An 18483-nucleotide genomic window follows, 5' to 3' on the forward strand; every position below is an offset into this window, starting at 1 on the left:
GCGTTCGCCTGCCACCCGAGGATCACGTGCACGCCGTCGTAGGCGATCGTCACCGGGGTCGTCCCGGCGAGGCCGTCGCCGACCTGGGAGGGCGGCGTCGCGAGGTCGGTCGCGCCGGCTCCGGCCGTCGCGGCGCTCGAGGCGCAGCCGTTCGTGTAGCGGACGGTGTACGTGTACGCCGTGCCGACGGCGGCGGTGGTGTCGGTGCACGAGGTCGTGCCGTAGGGGATCGCGCCGCCGCACCCGCCCGAGGCGACCGGCGTCCCGCTCCGGAGGACGGTGTACGTGCGCGCGCCGACCGCCCCGTCGTTCCACGCCGAGGCGTCCTGCGTCCACGAAACGGCGTTCCCCGAGGCGAGGCAGGAGGCGGGGTCCGACGCGGAGTTGTTCGTGAGTCCCGTCGGCGCGGAGCAGAGGGGGCACGATCCGGCGTCGCAGGTGATCTGATCGTACTTGAAGACGATGTCGTCCACATCCCAGCCGGCGGCGGTGTTCGCTCCGCCGACCCAGTTCGCGCCGCCCGTGAAACGGAATCGCACCTTGATCGTCGTTCCGTGCGCGGCGTTGTACGGCGTGAGATCGAAGGGGCCGGCGAGGGTCATCGTCGCCGGCGCGTTGATCCCGGCCTTCCACGACGCGAGGGTGACGAAGGTCCCGTCGTTCTCGGGGTCGATGTCCACCTCGACCATGTCGTTGAAGCTCGCGTTGGAATACCCGTTGAACGCGTGCTGGAACTGGAGTTGCTTCAGGACATCGCTCGCGCCGACGGTGTACGAGAAGACCAGGTCTCGCGTGCTCGAGTCACGCACGATCCCGCTGCAGTCCGTCTGCCCCATGTGCCACGACAGCGTCGGGCTCGTCGTTCGGCACGCCTGGCGGGTCCACTCCGTCGGGTCCTTCGAGAACGAGTTGTCGGTGTTGACGTTGTCGGTGTTCGTGATCGTCGAGAAGCCGTTCGCGTCGAGAACGACGTCCACGAAATCGCTCCACGCGTGCGCGGCCGAGTCCGTGAAATCTACACGGAAGCGCGCCTTCTGGCCGCAGAAGGACGACGCCGAGTTCGCGAGGGAGATCTGCCACACGTGCGGCACCGTCGCCCCGGCGCCGATCGACCCGATCGCCTCGGCCCCGACGGGCGAGAGCGTCACGCTCGCCCCGGCGGGCTGCGACGCGAGCGACAGCGTCGCCTGCACTCCCGCCGCCGCGGCGCAGCCGGCGTTCTGGATCTGCAGCGTCAGGCTCGCGGTCTCGCGCCGATCGAGGAAGGCGTCGGCGTCGCAGCCGGCCCCGACGGCCGACGAGGACAGGGCCGCGACGGGGACACCGCTCGGCGCCGCGTTCCCCACGACGAGGGCGAAGTCCTGATCGGTGGTGTCGGCGTTCCCGGGAACGCCGTCACCGCCGAGGGTCGTGGCGCGCACCTTCATCTGGAACGGCGTGCAGTCGAGGGTGTTTCCCGCCAGGTTGATTCCCTCGATGTTGTTCCGCACGTCGGCCACGGCACCGGTGTTCGTGAATCCGGCGGTGAAGTTGTTCCCGCGCCACGTCGTCGCTCCTTGCGTCAAGAGGAGATCGAGATCGTTCACGAGGCACGGGTTGCAGCTCGCGGCGCCGGGGGCGTCGGTCCAGGCGAGCGTCGCCTTCACGGGGACGCGCGAGTCCTGGACGACGTAGCTCGCGGTGAAGGCGCCGGCATCGCCGGTCGTGCCGATCACCGTGCTCTGATCGACGAACTGCGTCGCGAGCGGGCTCTGGAGCGAGTTCTTCAGATTGATGCGACCCCACCCCTCGCTGTTGTTCGGCACGTCGAGGGCCTTCATGTCGACGGCGCCCTGGATCAGGATCGCCTTGTCCATGGCGGGGGAGGGGAAGACGGCGAAGCGATTCTTGAACCAGTTGAAGACGATCGCCGAGGCGCCGGCGACGCGCGGCGCCGCCTGGCTCGTGCCGGTGAAGAGGGTGTACTTGTTCGAGCCGTCCACGCCCAGCGAGGCGCAGCAGCCGGCGAGGGCGCTGCTGTCGCAGAAACAGTCGTACGTCGTGACGACCGACGATTTCGGCCCGCCGATGACGTGCCCCGGGGCCGTGACGTCGGGCTTGATGCGCCCATCGGTCGTCGGCCCTCGCGACGAGGAGTCGTTGAGCGTGTCGATGTCGTCGGCCGAGCCGCCGCATCCAGCGACGCCGGGGCAGAGGCCGGGGCGGAAGTTCTCGCTGTTGCCGACCGAGATGATGTTCTTCGCGGCGTGCGGCGACGAGAGGGAGCTGGCCGCGGGGCCGCTGTTCCCGGCCGAGAAGACGACGGCATATTGCTGGTTGCCGGCGGTCGTCGAGTCGGCGTCCCTCACGCGCGCGTCCCAGACCTGGCACTGCGACGTGTACGAGCTTCCGGGCGTGAGGCCGTCGGTGTACGAGTGGCTGCCGATCTGCGCGCCGCCGAACTTCACGGCGTCCTGCGCGATGTTGGCGCCGTCGATGCTCACCCCCGGGCAGTCGGTCGAGTCGAGGGCCTTCTGGAAGTAGAGGTGCGCCCCCGGCGCGGAGCCCGCTCCCCAGAAGAAGCCCCCCGGGTCGGTGAGCCCGGTGCCGGTCGGCAGGCGCGGATCGCCTACGGCGATGCCGGCGACGTTCGTCCCGTGGCCGTCGCGGTCGCGGTTCTGCGAGCAGAAGGTTGTCGCGAAGGTGGTCCGGTTCCGGAGATCTCCGTGGAGCGTCGCGAGGATGCCGGTGTCGAGGCCGGTGTCGGCGACGGCGACGGTGACGCCGGTCCCGTCCGCCCCCAGGGCCGCGAGCCACGCGTGGTAGCCGGTGACGGGCTGGGAGGCGGTGATGTTGCCGGCGACGATCTGCGCGGCGCGCTCGTCCTCGGGCTGCGGCGGGTGCCACTCCTCGGCCCAGTAGACCTCCGGATCGCGCAGCACGCGGTAGAGCTCCTTCGTCGGGAACTGGTCGTAGACGACGTAGTGCAGCGTTGCCCACTGGCTCGTCGCGGCGGCGTCGCTGACGGAGGCGAGCCGGGCGCCGATGCCAAGCGTCGCGTCGACGCGGCGTCCATAGTCGGGGAGATCGAAGTAGACGATGCGGAGCGAGATCGTCTCGTCGCGCCCCCCCTTGTCGAGGAGATCGCGCTCGGCCTTGTAGGCGGCGTGGTACTCGCCCGAGAACGAGACGTGCCGCATCCCGGCGATCGTCCTCTCGATTCCGGCGGGGGCCATCACGAGGTAGCCGAAGCTCGGCTGGTACTGGAGCAGCTCGATCCCGTGTGCCGCGAGGTCGGCGAGCCACTCGGGCTTCACCGGCGCGTCGAACTTGAGGAGGTACGGCCGCTTCGCTGCGGCGCCGATCGTCGCGTGCAGCTCGGCCGCCAGGATCGGCTCACCGTCCCGGGCGTCGAACCTCTCGGCGCCGACCGCCAGAACATCCGCGTCGTCGGCGGGCTGGAAGGCGAGGCCGTGCGCCGCGAGGGCCTGCACGGCGTCCGCGGGGAGCTCGACGAAGAGCCTCTCCCCGTAGCTCTCGACGACGCGCGACCCGCGGGGAAGGATGTCGAGCCGGTGGCCGGGAAGGGCCTCGATCCACCCCTTTCGGCTGGCGACCTGGGGGGCGGCCGCGGACCCGGTCGTCGAGATCAGTGTGGCCGCCATGAGGACGGCGATCGGGAAAGACCAGCCCGCGCCGGGTCGTATCATCTTTATATACCCCTCCGGCCCGCGCTCGGCGGCCCGCCTCCCGAAAAACCCGACAACCGGCCCGAGCGGACACCTTCGCCCGGGACCACTCATCCGGAATATTCGTCCATTCGGGCCGGGAGGCAATGGAAATGCCCCCGGAAAGCGAAACCCCGTCGCGACGGAAGCCGCGACGGGGCTCGTTCGATTCCGGGACGGCCGATCAGGTGCGGTTGAGGCGCGCCCTCTCCTCGGCGGTCATCGATCCTCCCGATCGCGAGGCGTTCGACGGATCCCCCACCGTGAGGATGGCGGGGATCGAGGTGTGGCCGTTGCCGTTCGTCCCGCCGTGCGACTTGCCGTTCCCCGTGGACGGCGAGAGCGCGGCGACCTGGATCGGGGCCGGCGCCGCGGGGGCCGCCCCGAGCTGCGGGACGCGGAGCGGCGTGCGCAGCCGCCCGTCCTCGCCGATCATCGGCAGCGGGACCTTCTTCCCGTGAGCGAAGATCTCGTGGCGCCCCTTCTTCTCGTACCATTCCTTGGTGGACGCGACCTGGAACATCTCCTCGACAATCTGCCGCCAGCCCACGCCGGTGTTGTAGGCGCAGAAGGAGACCTCACCGACCTGCGTCCCGTAGGGGATGATGCACATCTCGGTGCGCCGGAAGTCGTAGTTGAAGAGATCCTGGAACCACATGCCGGCGACGAGGAGGATGCGCCACTCGTACCGGTTCTGCTCGGCCAGGCCCAGGCGTCGGCCGTTGTGGCCGTCGATGACCTTCACGATGTCCCAGAGGCCGAGGCCCGGGGCGGCCTCCTTCGCGCGGTAGTTCCGGAGGACGCTCAGCACCATCTGCATCATCGTCATCGTGCGGCCGCGCGCGGCGTCGTTGATGACCTTCAAATCTTCCATGATCTGGTCGACGTTGAGGATCTGCGGGAAGGGCATGATCTGCTTCGTCGTCTCGTTGACGAGGAGCATCGTGCCGATGCCGCAGTTGGGGTGGCAGCCGCACTTGAGGTTTCCCCACTCGGCGTTCTTCCCGTCGATGAGGTCCCTCATGTCGCTGAAGGGGCCCGAGGCGGAGAGGGGGTACCAGTCGCGCATCGGCTCCGTCACGCCGAGCTGGGTCTTCACGTCGTGCGCGAGGTGCGAGAGGGTGTAGCGCTGCTTCTCGCGATCCTCGTCCGAGATCTCCTCGTCGCGCCCCGTGAACGAGACGGGCTGGAAGGAGATGGCGTTGATCTTGTCGATGTTGTCCACGGCCAGCTTGATGATCGGGCCGACCTGGTCGTTGTTGATCGTGTTGACGATCGTCACGACCAGCGTGATGTCGACGCCGGCCTCCTTCAGGTTCGTGATCGCCTGCCTCTTCACGTCGAAGAGGTTGCCGACGCCGCGGTGCGAGTTGGCCTCGTTCGTGACGCCGTCGAACTGGAGGTAGGCGAGGCGCAGCCCGGCGCGCTTCGCGGCCTTCGCGAACTCGAAGTCCTGCGCGAACCGGATGCCGTTCGTCGCCGCCTGCACGCTCTGGTAGCCGACCTTCCTCGCGTAGGCGACCGCCTCGAGGAAGTACGGGGAGATCGTCGGCTCGCCGCCGCTGAACTGCACCGACATCTGCCGCTTCGGCTTCACCTCGACCGCGTGGTCGAGGATCTCCTTGATCTCCTCCCACGTCAGCTCGTGGACGTAGCCGACCTGGTTCGCGTCCATGAAGCAGGGGTTGCACATCATGTTGCAGCGGTTCGTCAGGTCGACGGTGAGCACCGCCCCGCGGCCGTAGCGCACCGTGGAGGAGCCGTGGTCATGGTGCTCGTCGGGGGCCATGCGGAAATCGCGCCCCGGGTAGAGCTTCTCCATGCGCCTCAGGAAGTCGGAGTCGACCGCCATCATGTCCGAGAACGGGCCGTGCTTCTCGCACGTCTTCTCCATGAAGACCTTGCCGTCGCGCTCGACGATGGTCGCCTGGATCTCCCCGGGCTTCCCGTCGACGAGGATGTGCCAGTCGACCTCCCCGCTGATGATCTGGTCGCGCACCTCCTTGACGCAGCGCGGGCAGAGCGAGTCGGTCTTGCGCGGGAATCCGAGCTGAGGGTAGGAGCGCTCGCGGCTCTTGAGGAGGGGCGCCGGGGCCCACCTGGGCTGGAACGACCCCTCCGGGAACATCCGGTTCACAGTTTGAAAGGCGTGCCACGCGACGTTCGCCGCGGCGGCCGCGCCGGTGCCTACTATTTTGTTCAGCCTCATCGGAAGGAACCCTCCGGTGGTTCGACAGCCAGACTCAAGATGTCCAAGGGGCGCGAGGCCCCATCACGTTGCAGATGCCGTGTGCTCGTTCGCCGAGAGCAGCTCGCCGATCTTGATGCTCCTGAGCAGCTCCCGGCCTCTCTCCTGCACCCGGCGGAACGCCTCGCGGCGAATGCCGGCGGGTGACTGCCGCAGCGCGGCGGGGTCGCCTGCGGCCATGTCGATCGAACGAATCAGGTCCGACTTCCCTTCGAGCGCCTCGAGGACATCCGCCAGGGTCAGCCTCTGCGGCTCGACCCTGAGGAAGTATCCGCCGCGGGCGCCTCGGCGCGAGCCCAGGATGCCTCGCTGCCTCAGCCTCGCCAGGATCTGCGCGAGGAAAATGCCGGGGATGTCGCAGCGGGTCGCGATTTCGACCCGGAAGCTGAGCTTACCTGCGGGCTGGGACGCGAGGTAGAGAATCGCGGCCAGCCCGTACTCGCTCTGCTTGGTGATCCGCAACCATTTCCTCCGGTCGCACTCCCCTGTCGGGCGCCATACTTTAGCGAAATACTCAAGAAAGGGGCAAGAGAAATTTTTCGCCGGAGGCGCGGGGACTTTTTTGGTCCGACATCCTATACTCGCGGCCGGTCACACCTTATCTCCCGCGAAGGCCCGCCATGTCCAGAACCCTCGAGCAGATTCTTCCCGAAGTGGAGAAGCCCGCCCGGTACCTCGGCGGGGAGCACAACTCCGTCGTCAAGGACCCGAAGAGCGTGAGGGTCCGCGCCTGCCTCGCCTTCCCCGACGTCTACGAGATCGGGATGAGCCACCTCGGGCTCCGCATCCTCTACTCGTTGCTGAACCGTCGCGGCGACATGGCGCTGGAGCGGTGCTTCACCCCCTGGCCCGACATGGAGAGGGCGCTCCGCCAGCACGGCCTCCCGCTCACTTCCCTCGAGTCGCGCACGCCGCTCGGGGAGTTCGACATCGTCGGATTCTCCCTCCAGTACGAGCTGTGCTTCACGAACGTGCTGCTGATGCTCGACCTCGCCGGAATCCCCTTCAGGACCCGCGACCGCCGGGAGGGGGCGCCGATGATCCTCGGCGGGGGGCCGGTCGCCTTCAGCCCCGAGCCGGTCGCCGACTTCTTCGACGCCTTCCTGATCGGCGACGGGGAGGAGGCCTTCCCGAAGCTCCTCGAGACGTACGCCGACATGAAGGAGGCGGGGCGATCGCGCGGCGACATGCTGAAGGCCTTCGCGCGCCTGCCCGGCGTCTACGTCCCGTCGCTGTACGCCACCGCCCCGGACCCGCACTGCGGCCTGCACTACGTGACCGGCCCCGACCCGGCCGCGCGCGTCGAGGGGGAAGCGCCGCCGCCGTTCCCGGTGCGGCGCGCGGTCCTCGACGATCTCAACAAGTACCCGTTTCCGTCCGACACCATCGTGCCGCACGCCGAGATCGTCCACGACCGCGTCTCGATCGAGATCGCGCGGGGGTGCACCGAGGGGTGCCGCTTCTGCCAGGCCGGCATCATCTACCGCCCCGTCCGCGAGCGGAGCGCCGAGAGCATCCTCGAGTCGGCCCTCGACGCACTCGAGGAGACCGGCTACGACGAGGTCTCGCTGACCTCCCTCTCGCCCGCCGACTACTCGTGCCTTCCCGACCTCGTCGAGAAGGTGATGGACCGGATGGTCGACTCGCGGGTGGGGGTGTCGGTCTCCAGCTTGCGCCCCTACGGCCTCACCGAGCAGCTCGCGAAGCAGATCAGCCGCGTGAAGAAGAGCGGCTTCACGATCGCCCCCGAGGCGGGGACGCAGCGGATGCGCGACGTCCTCAACAAGGGGATCACCGAGGAGCACATCCTCCAGGCGGCGCACAACGCCTTCGGGGAGGGGTGGGATCTCATCAAGACGTACTTCATGATCGGCCTCCCCACCGAGACCGACGAGGACCTCCTCGCGATGATCGAGATCGCGGAGAAGATCTTCCGCATCGGCCGCGACCGCCTCTCGAAGGCGAACGGGGGGCCGGGGGTGACGCCCCGCCTCCACTTCAGCGCGTCGTCCCACGTGCCGAAGCCCCACGCCCCCTTCCAGTGGGCGGCGATGGAGCCGATCGAGACCCTCTACGCGAAGCAGCGGTTCATCTCGACCCGGGTGAGGAACCGCAACATCAAGTTCAAGAAGCATCACGTCGAGACGAGCCACCTCGAGGCTGTGATGAGCCGCGGCGACCGGCGGCTCGCGAAGGTCATCGAGATCGCGTACGCGAAGGGGTGCCGCTTCGACGGCTGGACGGAGCACTTCCGATGGAAGGAGTGGTGCGCCGCCTTCGACGAGGCGGGCGTGCCGATGCAGCCGTACCTCGACGCGATCCCGCTCGAATCGACTCTCCCGTGGGACCACATCGACACGACGGTCCTCAAGGAGTTCCTCGTCCGCGAGTGGAAGCGAGCCCTCAAGTCGATGGTCTCGCCCGCGTGCGAGAAGCCCTTCAAGAAATTCAACCGCCCCTTCAGGCCGGACGACAAGCTCATCTGCTACGACTGCGGCTGTGCGTGCGATCTCCCGCACATCACGGAGGAGCGCGTCACGAACCGCGACAACCTCCTCCACATCTCGTCGCGGCCGAACCTCAGGAAGCCGCTTCCCCCCGCGCCGAACGACGCCCCCGCCTTCCGCTACCGCGCCACGTTCGCGAAGCGGGGGGGGGCGCGCTTCACGTCCCATCTCGATCTCGTCCGCGGGTTCGCGCGCGCCTTCCGGAGGGCCGGGCTCGGGCTCAAGTACTCGCAGGGGTTCAACCCCAAGCCTCTTCTCGCCTTCACGCCGGCGCTCGCGCTCGGCGTCGAGGGGGCGAGGGAGGCGGTCGACTTCCAGCTCGGCGCTCCGACAGACCCCACCGCGCTCGTGAAGCGCCTCAACGACGTTCTCCCCGAGGGGCTCGTCATCGAGAGCGTGGCGCTCGTCCCCCCCGGCGCGCCGTCCCTCGCCGGGGATGTCCGCTCCGCGGCGTACCGCGTGTCGGTGCCCCTTCTCGTCGAGCCCGCGCTCCTCACGCCGGGGCGGGGGAGCGGCTCGGTCGAGACGATGCCCTTCAACGAGGAGTCGGGGCTGCGGGACGACGCCGAGAACTCCCGGGCCGCTCTTACGGATGACGCCCCGGACGACGACGCGTCGCCCGCCGGCGCGCCCCCCGGGTCCCCGCAGGGAGGCGACGCCGCGTGGCACTGGTCGCGCGTCGAGGCGTTCAACGCCGCGGCGTCCCGCGTGATCGAGAAGCGCCGCAAGGGGAAGCTCGTCCAGGTGGATCTCAGGAAGTTCACGAGTGGGGTATCTTGGAGCGACGCTCCGGAGATCGGCAGGGTCGGCCTCGCCTTCTCCGTCGCGTTCCTCGAGGGAGGCGCGACCGTCCGCCCCGAGGAGATTCTGATCGGGATTTACGGACTCCTGCCGGCCGGCTGCCACATCATCAGGGAGGAGCTGCACTACGCCTCCACCCTGCCGCGGCCTGGACTGGAGCCGAGGGCCGCCGATGCGGCCGTGAGCCTGGTCTGATCGGACCCAAGTCGCCGCGCGAGCGCCGCGAGCGGGTCCGGGAGAGGATGACGATCATGTCCGCCGCCCATGGGAAAGCCGTCACGCAGATGCGCCACGCCCGCCAGGGGGTGGTGACGGATGCGATGCGATACGTCGCCGACGTGGAGGGACTCGAGCCGGAGCTGATCCGCTCGGAGGTCGCGCGCGGGAGGATGATCATCCCCGCGAACGTCAACCACGTGAATCTCAAGCCCTGCGGCATCGGCATCGCGGCCCGGACGAAGATCAACGCGAACCTCGGCAACTCGTCGGTGACCTCCAACGTCGCGGAGGAGCTCCGGAAGGTCGAGATCGCGGTGCGCTACGGATCCGACACCGTCATGGACCTCTCGACGGGCGGCGACATCGACGCCATCCGCCGCGCCATCATCGAGAGCTGCCCGGTGCCGATCGGCACCGTTCCGATATACCAGGCGGTGGCCGAGCTCAAGAAGATCGAGGACCTCACCGCCGACGACCTCCTCCAGATGATCGAGCACCAGGCGAAGCAGGGGGTCGACTACATGACGCTCCACGCCGGCGTCCTGCTCCGACATCTCCCGCTCGTGCGCGGGCGCATCACCGGCATCGTGAGCCGCGGCGGATCGCTCCTGGCCCACTGGATGATGTACCACCGGAAGGAGAACCCCCTCTACGAGAACTGGGACAAGGTGCTCGACATCCTCGCGCGCTACGACGTCACGGTGAGCGCGGGGGACGGCCTGCGCCCCGGCTGCCTCCACGACGCCTCCGATCGCGCGCAGTTCGCCGAGCTCGAGACGCTCGGGGAGCTGACGCTCCGCTCGTGGGAGAAGGACGTGCAGGTCATGATCGAGGGGCCGGGCCACGTGCCGTTCGACCAGCTCGAGATGAACGTGCGGAAGCAGCAGGAGATCTGCCACGAGGCCCCGTTCTACACGCTCGGGCCCCTCGTCACCGACATCGCCCCCGGCTACGATCACATCACCTCGGCGATCGGCGCGACGATGGTCGCCTACCACGGAGCGTCCCTCCTGTGTTATGTCACCCCCAAAGAGCACCTCGGCCTTCCCGACGCCGACGACGTCCGCGACGGCGTCATCGCCTACAAGATCGCGGCCCACGCCGCCGACATCGCGCGCGGGAGGAAGGGGGCGCGGAAGCGCGACGACGATCTGTCGCGCGCGCGCTTCAACTTCGACTGGCCCGCGCAGTTCGCGCTGAGCCTCGACCCCGAGACGGCGAAGCGGATGCACGACGAGACGCTCCCCGCCGACTACTTCAAGAGCGCGCAGTTCTGCTCGATGTGCGGCCCGAGGTTCTGCTCGATGCAGGACGCCTACCGCATCGACGAGATCGACAAGGTCCTCGCCGAGATCGAGGTCCAGACGTCGGGAGCCGCACCTGAGGCCGGATCCGTCCCGCCGCCCCAATCCCCGCGCCCCGCAGGGGCTTCGGCGCTATCGAAAAACTAATCGATCCCGAATAGGATAGGCCCCGCTTATCGCGGTGTATGTGCCGTTGGGCCGTTGGGAATTCGCGCGAGCCCTCCCAGAGGGTCCCCTCCTCCGCGCGGGCCTCCTGGCGGCCCAACTTGTTTCGATTCGAGCTACCCAGCTCGCTCACGACATCAAGCTCACCGAGAGGGGCGCGGGAGGTCACGCCTTGCAGCAGACGGCTGCGCGCCTTCGCGCGTCCGCCGCTGCTGAAGGCTTCTCGCGGCGCGACGAGCGCGCCGCCGTTCCGCAGGCCGATCCGATCCGCGGATCACTTCATGCCGTACGGACAGACCAATCCATTGATGTTCTCGGCCTTTGCGCGTATTATCCTGCGCGCAATTCATCATCGAACCCCGGGAGTCATTCGAAAATGGCCGACCTGTATCTGCTCCGGCACGCCGAGGCTGCGTCGCACAAGGATCCGCGCTACGGGCACGACGCCGAGAGGCCGTTGACCGAGGACGGTGCGGCGCGCATGAGGAGGGCGGCGGCGGGGATGCTCCGCCTGCGGCTCAGCTTCGATCGCATCCTCACGAGCCCGCTGGTGCGCGCGAAGGAGACGGCGGAGATCGTCGCCGACGCGCTCGGCGAGCGCGACCGCCTCTCCGTCGAGGAGGCGATGGCGGCGGGGGCGAGGTGGGACAAGATCAGGAAGATCCTCGCGGCGGGCCCCGCGAAATACGCGGACTCCGTCCTTCTCGTCGGGCACGAGCCGGATCTGTCGAAGATGGCGGGGGAGATCCTCGACCTGGGGCGCGGGACGATCCTCTTCAAGAAGGGAACGCTCGCCCGGATCGCGGTGGACGCGATCCCGCCGCGCGAGCCCGGGTCGCTGGCGTTTCTGATGACGATCGATCACCTCGCCGCCGCGGTCTCAGGAACGGCGGCCGCCCCCTAGACCGCGATCAGGACGTCGTCCCCCTCGACCTTCACCTCGTGGCACGCCACCGCGAGGCCCGGGTTCGTCCTGCAGGCCCCCGTCGTCACGTCGTACTGCCACGCGTGCCAGGGGCACGTCACGACGTCGCCGTCGAGGAACCCCTCGCCGAGAGGGCCCCCGCGGTGGACGCAGGTGTTGTCGATGCTGTAGAACTTCCCTTCCACGTTGAACAGCGCGCAGGCCTTTCCGTTGATCTCGACGACGCGCGCGTCGCCGGACTTGAGCTCGGATGCCTTCGCGGCTTTGACGAAGCTGGCCATGGGAACGCCTCCCGGGAGAGTGTCGAGTGAGTCGAAGAGTCGAGAGCGGCGATGATAACGGCCCCCGCGACGGCGGATCAACCTTCGCGATCCCGGTGCCGCCGAGCTTCGCCTTCCTGCGCACCGTCTACAGCCACGGCTGGTTCGACCTCGCCCCGTTCGAGTGGGATCTCGACGCCCGCGCGCTCCGCCGCGTCGTCCTCACGCCGGGGGGGCGCGCCCGCGGGATCTCGATCACCGAGGGGAAGGGGAGCTCGCTCGACATCGCGGTTCACGGCGGCGGCGCCGCGGGGCCGAGGGTGCGCGAGGAGATCGCGCGCCAGGTTCGGCACATGTTCCGACTCGACGAGCCCTTCGGCGACTTCCACGTGGTCTGCCGCAGCATGGATGGGTACGCGTGGGTCGCCGAGGCGAAGGCGGGGCCTCTTCTTCGCGCGCCGGATCCGTTCGAGGATCTCGTGAAGATGATCTGCACGACGAACTGCACGTGGGCTCTGACGCGCTTGATGACCTCGGCGCTCGTCCGCGAGGTGGGGGAGCCGGTGGCGGGGGACTCCGGGCGCCGCTCCTTCCCGACCGCCGAGGCGATGGCGTCGCGCCCCGAGCGCTTCTTCGTGTCGAAGATCAAGGCCGGCTACCGCGCCGCCTATCTTCGCGAGCTCGCGAAGCGCGTCGCGTCGGGAGCCCTTTCTCCCTCCGCCTGGCTGAACCCTTCGATGCCTCTCGACGAGATCCGGAAGGAGATCTCCTCGGTGAAGGGGGCGGGGCGCTACGTCGCCGACAACGTCCTGAAGCTCGTCGGCCGTTACGACGGTCTCGGCATCGACTCGTGGTGCCGCCGCAAGTTCAGCGAGACGCGGCGGGGCGGGCGCCCGGTGACCGACAAGGCGATCGAGAAGTTCTACGCGCCGTTCGGCTCGTGGCGGGGGCTCGCGCTGTGGTGCGATCTCACGCGCGACTGGTTCGACGGCGATCTCCCCGACGCGCTGCGGCTGCAGACGGGGAAGTTCTAGGGCCTTACTTGTGAACCGACGTCGTCACCACAGGGCTCATGAACGTGCGTGCGGGATCCGTCGGCGGGACGGCGAGATCAGTTCCCTGAATGCGGATGTAGAGCGGTGCACCGCTAACGGCCTTCTTGCAGACTTTCGTCCACAGCGCCTTCGGCAAGTGCCAGAAAGTCCCTGACAGGAGCTTCTTCCCGCTCGTGACGCCGTTCGCCTTGATGAAGGTCGGCGTCGTGTTGATCGAGATCTGGAAGCCGTCGTACTGCGCGGGATTCCAGAAAAACGTCGGCTGAAACGTCTTCGCGCTGGCGCACTCGAGGACGTCGCCATCGAGCGGCGCGAGGGCGAAGAGAGAGCACCCGCCGGTCGCGTCGTCCTTCACTCCATTGCAGTCGTCGTCGAGGTTGTTGCAGACCTCGGCTCGCGCCGCCTCGGTTCCGAGGCAAGCGATCGAGCCTCCCATGCACTCCGTCACGCCCTTCGCGCAGATGCCGGGGACCGCCGTGCGGCAGACGGCACCCGCTCCGGGATCCCCGTTGTCGATCTGGCCGTCGCAGTCGTTGTCGAGGCCGTCGCACCGTTCAGCGGACGGCTGATTCACCCCGAAGCAGGACAACGCACCGAACACGCAATGCTCGATACCCGCCGAGCAGACCCCCGGCGCTCCCATGGAGCAGATCGAGCCTCCGCCCGGGTCGTCCTCGTCGATTTGGCCATCGCCGTCGTTGTCGATGGCGTCGCACGTCTCGACGTCGCAGGCGTTTCCGATCCCGTCGTGATCGTTGTCCGCCTGCATCGGGTTGGGGACCGAGGCACAGTTGTCACATGCGTCTCCGACGCCATCCAGGTCCCCGTCCTCCTGTCCCGGGTTCGCGACGGACGCGCAGTTGTCGCAGCCGTCGTCGACGCCGTCTCCGTCCGTGTCGAGCCCGGTCGATTGAGCGGGTACGTAGGCCGCGCCGTCGTCATGATTCACGCCGTCGCCGAACCCGGACCAGACGAGCATCGAGGAGCCCGTCCAGACGCCGCGCATTCCGCTTCGACGCGTCGGCGCACCGGCTGAATCCATCGGGGTCCACGTGTCGTGCGAAGGGTCGTAGCGCGCGCCGTCGCCGTAACGCTGGTACCCCTGGCCATCCCAGTACCTTCCGCCCCAGACCAGAAAATACTGCCCCGTCCACGCGGATGCGAAACCAAAGCGCGGGGCCGGGGCGCTGCTGAGTGTGGTCAGACGCCAGGAGTCGTGGCTCGGGTCGTACAGTCCTCCCGAATTCACGGGCGCCGGGGGGAGAGTCCCCAGGTCACCTCCCCAGACGAGCATCTCGCGGCCGGTCCACGCGCCGGCGCCGTCGATCCGGTATTCCGGTGCGAATGTCACGCTCATCGGAGTCCACGCGTCGCGCGCCGCCACGTAGCGCGCCTCCGTCGATGGAATCGACGACGGCGAGCCGAATACGGGCATCTCCGATCCGGACCAAACGGCCACGTGAAAAAACCTCGGGCTGGGGGCGGACACGTTCGACATGGGGTACCAGACGTTGATCTTGGGATCGAGGCGCGATCCCCCGTCGGCGTAGCCGGAGGAACTCCCCCCCTGCGCCCCACCCCAGACGATCATGTGCGTGCCATTCCAGACCGCGGTGTGACCGAACCGCTTGGCCGGCGCGTTGCCCGCCGCGGTGGGCGTCCAGGAGTCCGTCACCGGGGAGTAGATGCCGCCGGAGGCGAGGCCGTCGGTCGGGCTGAGCCCGCCCCACACGACCATCGCCGATCCGGTCCAGACGGCCGTGTGGTAGAGACGGCCTTCGGGCGCGTTGCTCGTCGCGACAGGATTCCAGACGTCGAGCATCGGGTCGTATCGCCCTCCGGTGCTGAGGTAGGCACCCGAGGCGACGCCTCCCCAGACGATCATTTCGGTCCCGGTCCAGACCGCGGTCTGCGCGTTTCGCGGGGACGGCGCGCTGGCGTTGCTCATGGGGATCCACCGGTCCTGGCTGGAGCAGACGGACGCCGGCGACTGGAGCGCGGGCTTCGCGGTGGCTTCGATTTCAGCAGCGGACCCGACATCCCCGGAGAGTCGCTTCTTCGCCTCTGACCACCATGAATCCCACGTCGGCCGGTTCACGACGTAGCGGGCCATGCGGATCCGGTCGTTCGACACGGCAAGCGCGACCTCGACCGCGAACTCGCCTTCGAGCTCGCGCACCGGGGAGATCTCACCGGCTCTCATCCCCCACTCCTCTCGCCAGTCTTCGAACGCTCCGGGAGCAAGTGGAATGCGGGGCGTTGGACTCAGGGATCCGGTGAGCGCCTCCTCCGGTGACTCGCTCACGATTTCGACTTCAGTTCTTCCGCGACGCGGCGCGTCCGCGGAGATCTCCTCGGAAACGAGTCGTCGGCGAAGCTCGGTAATCTGCCGGCGGGCCGCTCCATGGATCGACTCGTCGTGAGCGAAGTGATCCCTTGTCCGGCGAGCGACCAGCGCCGGGCGTGCGACGCACTCGGCGATTAGATCCGGATCGTCTCCCAACGCCGAGTACAGCTCACGGAGCCGATCGGGGTATTGCGTCCTCGCGGCGATGCGGACGAGTTCCTCCTGGAGCGCCTGCGAGGTGACCTTCTCGTGCCAGATGCGGTCGAGCGCCTCGGAACGCTTCATGGACTCGATCACCTTCGCCTGCACCACGGCTCGCGGCACGGCTTCTTCAAAGGGGAGCGTCGCTCCCTCAAGGTGCGAGTAGTAGAAACGCTCGATCACCTCCTGCGCGCGCACGCGTTCATCCAGGGTCCACTGGCGCGCCGCCGCGGCGGGAGTCCAGGACACCGGTATCCCCGTTTCGACCACGAACCCGAGCAGCAGGAGCATCCACGGTCTCGTGCGCATCAAGAGCTCTCCTCCTCGATCGGCGAGTTCTCTCCGGGGCGCCGGTTCCGGCGGCTCGGGGTCTCGGACTCCGCAACGTCTCGGGTGTTTGCCCATGGAAGGATGCCGCCGAGTCGCCCGGCGGTGTGAGCGACTCTCATACCGATCGGTCTCAGTTGAATGAAGAAATGAGTGCAGACAGAGTTTGTGTGTAGAGGAACATAGCACGATTCGAATGGCCATTTCCGGGCGGCACACGCATCTGACCGGCTCGAGGAAGGACCTCAGTCGTTCGGCGTGGCTGAACCCTTCGATGCCCCTCGAGGAGATCCGCAAGGAGATCGCCTCGGTGAAGGGGGCGGGGTGCTACGTCGCCGACAACGTGCTCAAGCTCGTCAGCCGGTACGACGGCCTCGGCATCGACTCGTGGTGCCGCCGCGAGTTCAGCGAGACGCGCCGCGGCGGCCGCCCGGTGACCGACAAGGCCATCGAGAAGTTCTACGCGCCGTTCGGCTCGTGGCGCGGGCTCGCGCTCTGGTGCGATCTCGCGCGCGACGGATTCGACGGGGATCTCCCCGACGCGCTGCGGCTGCAGACGGGGAAGTTCTAGGAATGGATTGGCGTTGCGAGCGCGGTCAAGGACTGCAGCTCGAAGACGTCGAGGAACTCGCATAGGACGGTGTGAGGTGAGATCACCACGCGTGTTTGAAGAAAAGGCCAAGGCTGCTCTCACTTGCGGTGCCGCAAGGGGACCGTCAAGTGAAGCGAGTTCTCGTGAAGCCGTTGACGGTAGTGCTCGGTGAGCGCTTCCTCAGTTTCGAATTCCGACGAATTCGGCGTCGGTCCTTGCGAGGCGCTGACCGAGAATCTTGCACTGGTCCTCTGAAGTTTCAGTTCCAGATTCCGAACTACCGGGCCAAAGGGTGGGAGCGAGTACCATACCGTGATGTCCTGCTGCACTCCGTCGAAGCTTCTCACGCCGACGTCGAGCGATTCGTCGGTAAACCTGTCTTCCAAGTGCAATGATTGAATCTCGTCGAGGATCGCCGTCTTGATCGCATCGAGGATGCGCTGCCTCTCCGCTCCAGGCGGCATGAATCGCGGCCGATCTTGGACAGATATGAACGGAAATAGTCAAGGCGGTCACACATTACGGTTTTCCCCGTCGCCTTGTCGTCGTCCGTGCCCTAACAAGTCTGAATCCGAGAACCAACGCGCCAGTGACAGTTCCGACGGTGAGCGATGCTACGCTCACTCCCATCAACATCAGACAAGTGACGGCCGCGAGCAATGCGTTTGCAATGTTGTATAACGGGGCTCTGCCGTAGTCTGTCCATCGAGTGGCTCCGACTGCCAGTGACAGGGTTAAGAGACCAATCACGAAGTCCAAGCGCAAGAACTCCGGCGGAAGCTCGCCCAACGGAATCGAAAGCCACAGAGCGATGATCGCACCAGCTCCGATTGACAACACGCCGAGTAGGTGAAGCGCGCGGTTCCCTCGCTGCGGACGGAGTCGATTCATGTCAGTCTTGAGACCTCACTGATCCCCAAAATAGAAAACCACGATTCGGGATCGCTGCAACTGTTGCAAAGCGGGTTACGCACGGGTCAACGCCAAGACAAGTCTGGGGCTTTCAGGACGACGTCCCCGTTGACCTCGACGCTCAAGCTCTTGCCTACCCCCCGAGGTCACCTGCTCCGAATCGTGGACGGCTATTGTGTTCAGTTCTTTAGTTCCTCGCGTCACTGGACTCGCCTAAGTTGGGACTAACGACTAATCTGTGAGCCGCAGACATAGCACGCCGACCCATTTCCGGGATTCTTACCTGTCTCCAATCCTTGCCCCGGTCCAAGGATGGAAGTGGGAGGAGGTGCGCCGGCGGGTGAATTCGACTTTGCGGGAGGCGTCGGGCCGGGAGCGTTAAGTTCCTCCGCAGCCGACCGAGCTCGATCGATGTAATCAGCGACCCTCTCAGCTTGCTCCCTGAAGCGTTGCAATCCACCGAGTTTGGAGCGCGCAAACCCTAGAGCCTCCGATGCACCCTCCCAATTGCCGGCACGCCCTTGTTCCTCTGCGACTTCAAGCGCCACCTTCACCTCTCGCCAGACGAGCGTCTCTCGAAGGGCTTCGACAAGAAGGAAGTAGGCCTGAACGGCGACCTGAGACACTACGCCGCTGGAATCCTCTCCGGCGATAGCGCACAAATCGGGCTTAGCTTCACAGAGGTGGACCACGCCTACGCCTCCGAGCGTCACCACCACGGGGACGGCAATCCCGACGAACTCATGGTGGAGCTCCAACGCCTTGATCACATCACTGCTGTCCAAGAACGCCGACCTTGGCGGCCTGAACCCTCGTTCTTGAGGCCGTAGAGGCGGTTTCGGACGGGTGCAACCCGGGTAGCCCGTCGAGGTTCCCCCGCGATGCTGTCCAACTCACGAGAGCCCCAGCGCGA

12 protein-coding genes are annotated in these 18483 nt (G+C 67.3%); 6 read left to right on the forward strand and 6 right to left on the reverse strand.

Annotated features, from left to right (window positions below; translation table 11 throughout):
- The 3 genes from HY049_09090 to HY049_09100 form a co-directional block, all read right to left on the reverse strand.
- Nucleotides 1–3689 (reverse strand): S8 family serine peptidase (locus HY049_09090; protein MBI3449055.1); only part of this gene is annotated, 3689 nt, incomplete at its 3' end.
- A gap of 202 nt (nt 3690–3891) precedes the next feature.
- Nucleotides 3892–5916 (reverse strand): radical SAM protein, encoded by a 2025-nt coding sequence (locus tag HY049_09095; GenBank protein ID MBI3449056.1) that lies wholly within the window; start codon nt 5914–5916, stop codon nt 3892–3894.
- Nucleotides 5917–5979: 63 nt separating this feature from the next.
- Entirely contained in the window at nt 5980–6417 is a 438-nt protein-coding gene (locus tag HY049_09100) for an Rrf2 family transcriptional regulator (GenBank protein ID MBI3449057.1), read from the reverse strand.
- Nucleotides 6418–6575: 158 nt separating this feature from the next.
- On the opposite strand from HY049_09100, the gene HY049_09105 reads away from it, so the two are divergent.
- The 3 genes from HY049_09105 (at nt 6576) to sixA (ending at nt 11855) form a co-directional block, all read left to right on the forward strand.
- On the forward strand, nt 6576–9458 hold the full coding sequence (locus HY049_09105) for a TIGR03960 family B12-binding radical SAM protein (protein MBI3449058.1): 2883 nt from the start codon (nt 6576–6578) through the stop codon (nt 9456–9458).
- Nucleotides 9459–9505: 47 nt separating this feature from the next.
- Entirely contained in the window at nt 9506–10933 is a 1428-nt protein-coding gene (thiC, locus tag HY049_09110) for a phosphomethylpyrimidine synthase ThiC (protein MBI3449059.1), read from the forward strand.
- 394 nt (nt 10934–11327) lie between these two features.
- Nucleotides 11328–11855 (forward strand): phosphohistidine phosphatase SixA, encoded by a 528-nt coding sequence (gene sixA, locus HY049_09115; protein ID MBI3449060.1) that lies wholly within the window; start codon nt 11328–11330, stop codon nt 11853–11855.
- Here the strand turns inward: sixA and HY049_09120 are convergent.
- Nucleotides 11852–12157 carry a Rieske 2Fe-2S domain-containing protein gene (locus HY049_09120; GenBank protein MBI3449061.1) on the reverse strand — a complete coding sequence of 102 codons (306 nt, stop codon included), beginning with the start codon at nt 12155–12157 and terminating at the stop codon, nt 11852–11854. The two genes, sixA and HY049_09120, sit on opposite strands and share 4 nt — an antisense overlap.
- A gap of 26 nt (nt 12158–12183) precedes the next feature.
- Here HY049_09120 and HY049_09125 point away from each other — a divergent pair, with 26 nt between their 5' ends.
- The gene (locus HY049_09125) at nt 12184–13170 is read left to right on the forward strand and encodes a hypothetical protein (GenBank protein ID MBI3449062.1); all 987 of its coding nucleotides are present in this window, start codon (nt 12184–12186) and stop codon (nt 13168–13170) included.
- 4 nt (nt 13171–13174) lie between these two features.
- Here the strand turns inward: HY049_09125 and HY049_09130 are convergent, their stop codons facing one another.
- Nucleotides 13175–16048 (reverse strand): hypothetical protein, encoded by a 2874-nt coding sequence (locus HY049_09130; protein MBI3449063.1) that lies wholly within the window; start codon nt 16046–16048, stop codon nt 13175–13177.
- A 214-nt stretch (nt 16049–16262) separates the two neighbouring features.
- Here HY049_09130 and HY049_09135 point away from each other — a divergent pair, with 214 nt between their 5' ends.
- Entirely contained in the window at nt 16263–16637 is a 375-nt protein-coding gene (locus HY049_09135) for a hypothetical protein (protein MBI3449064.1), read from the forward strand.
- A gap of 119 nt (nt 16638–16756) precedes the next feature.
- Here the strand turns inward: HY049_09135 and HY049_09140 are convergent, their stop codons facing one another.
- Nucleotides 16757–17122: a hypothetical protein gene (locus HY049_09140; protein MBI3449065.1), complete on the reverse strand. Its 366-nt coding sequence runs from the start codon at nt 17120–17122 to the stop codon at nt 16757–16759.
- A gap of 969 nt (nt 17123–18091) precedes the next feature.
- Between HY049_09140 and HY049_09145 the strand changes: the two genes are divergently transcribed.
- Complete coding sequence (locus HY049_09145) at nt 18092–18400, forward strand: hypothetical protein (GenBank protein MBI3449066.1); 309 nt, start codon at nt 18092–18094, stop codon at nt 18398–18400.
- The last annotated feature ends 83 nt before the right edge of the window (nt 18401–18483 follow it).

The organism is Acidobacteriota bacterium (assembly GCA_016195325.1).
Classification (GTDB): Bacteria; Acidobacteriota; Polarisedimenticolia; order JACPZX01; family JACPZX01; genus JACPZX01.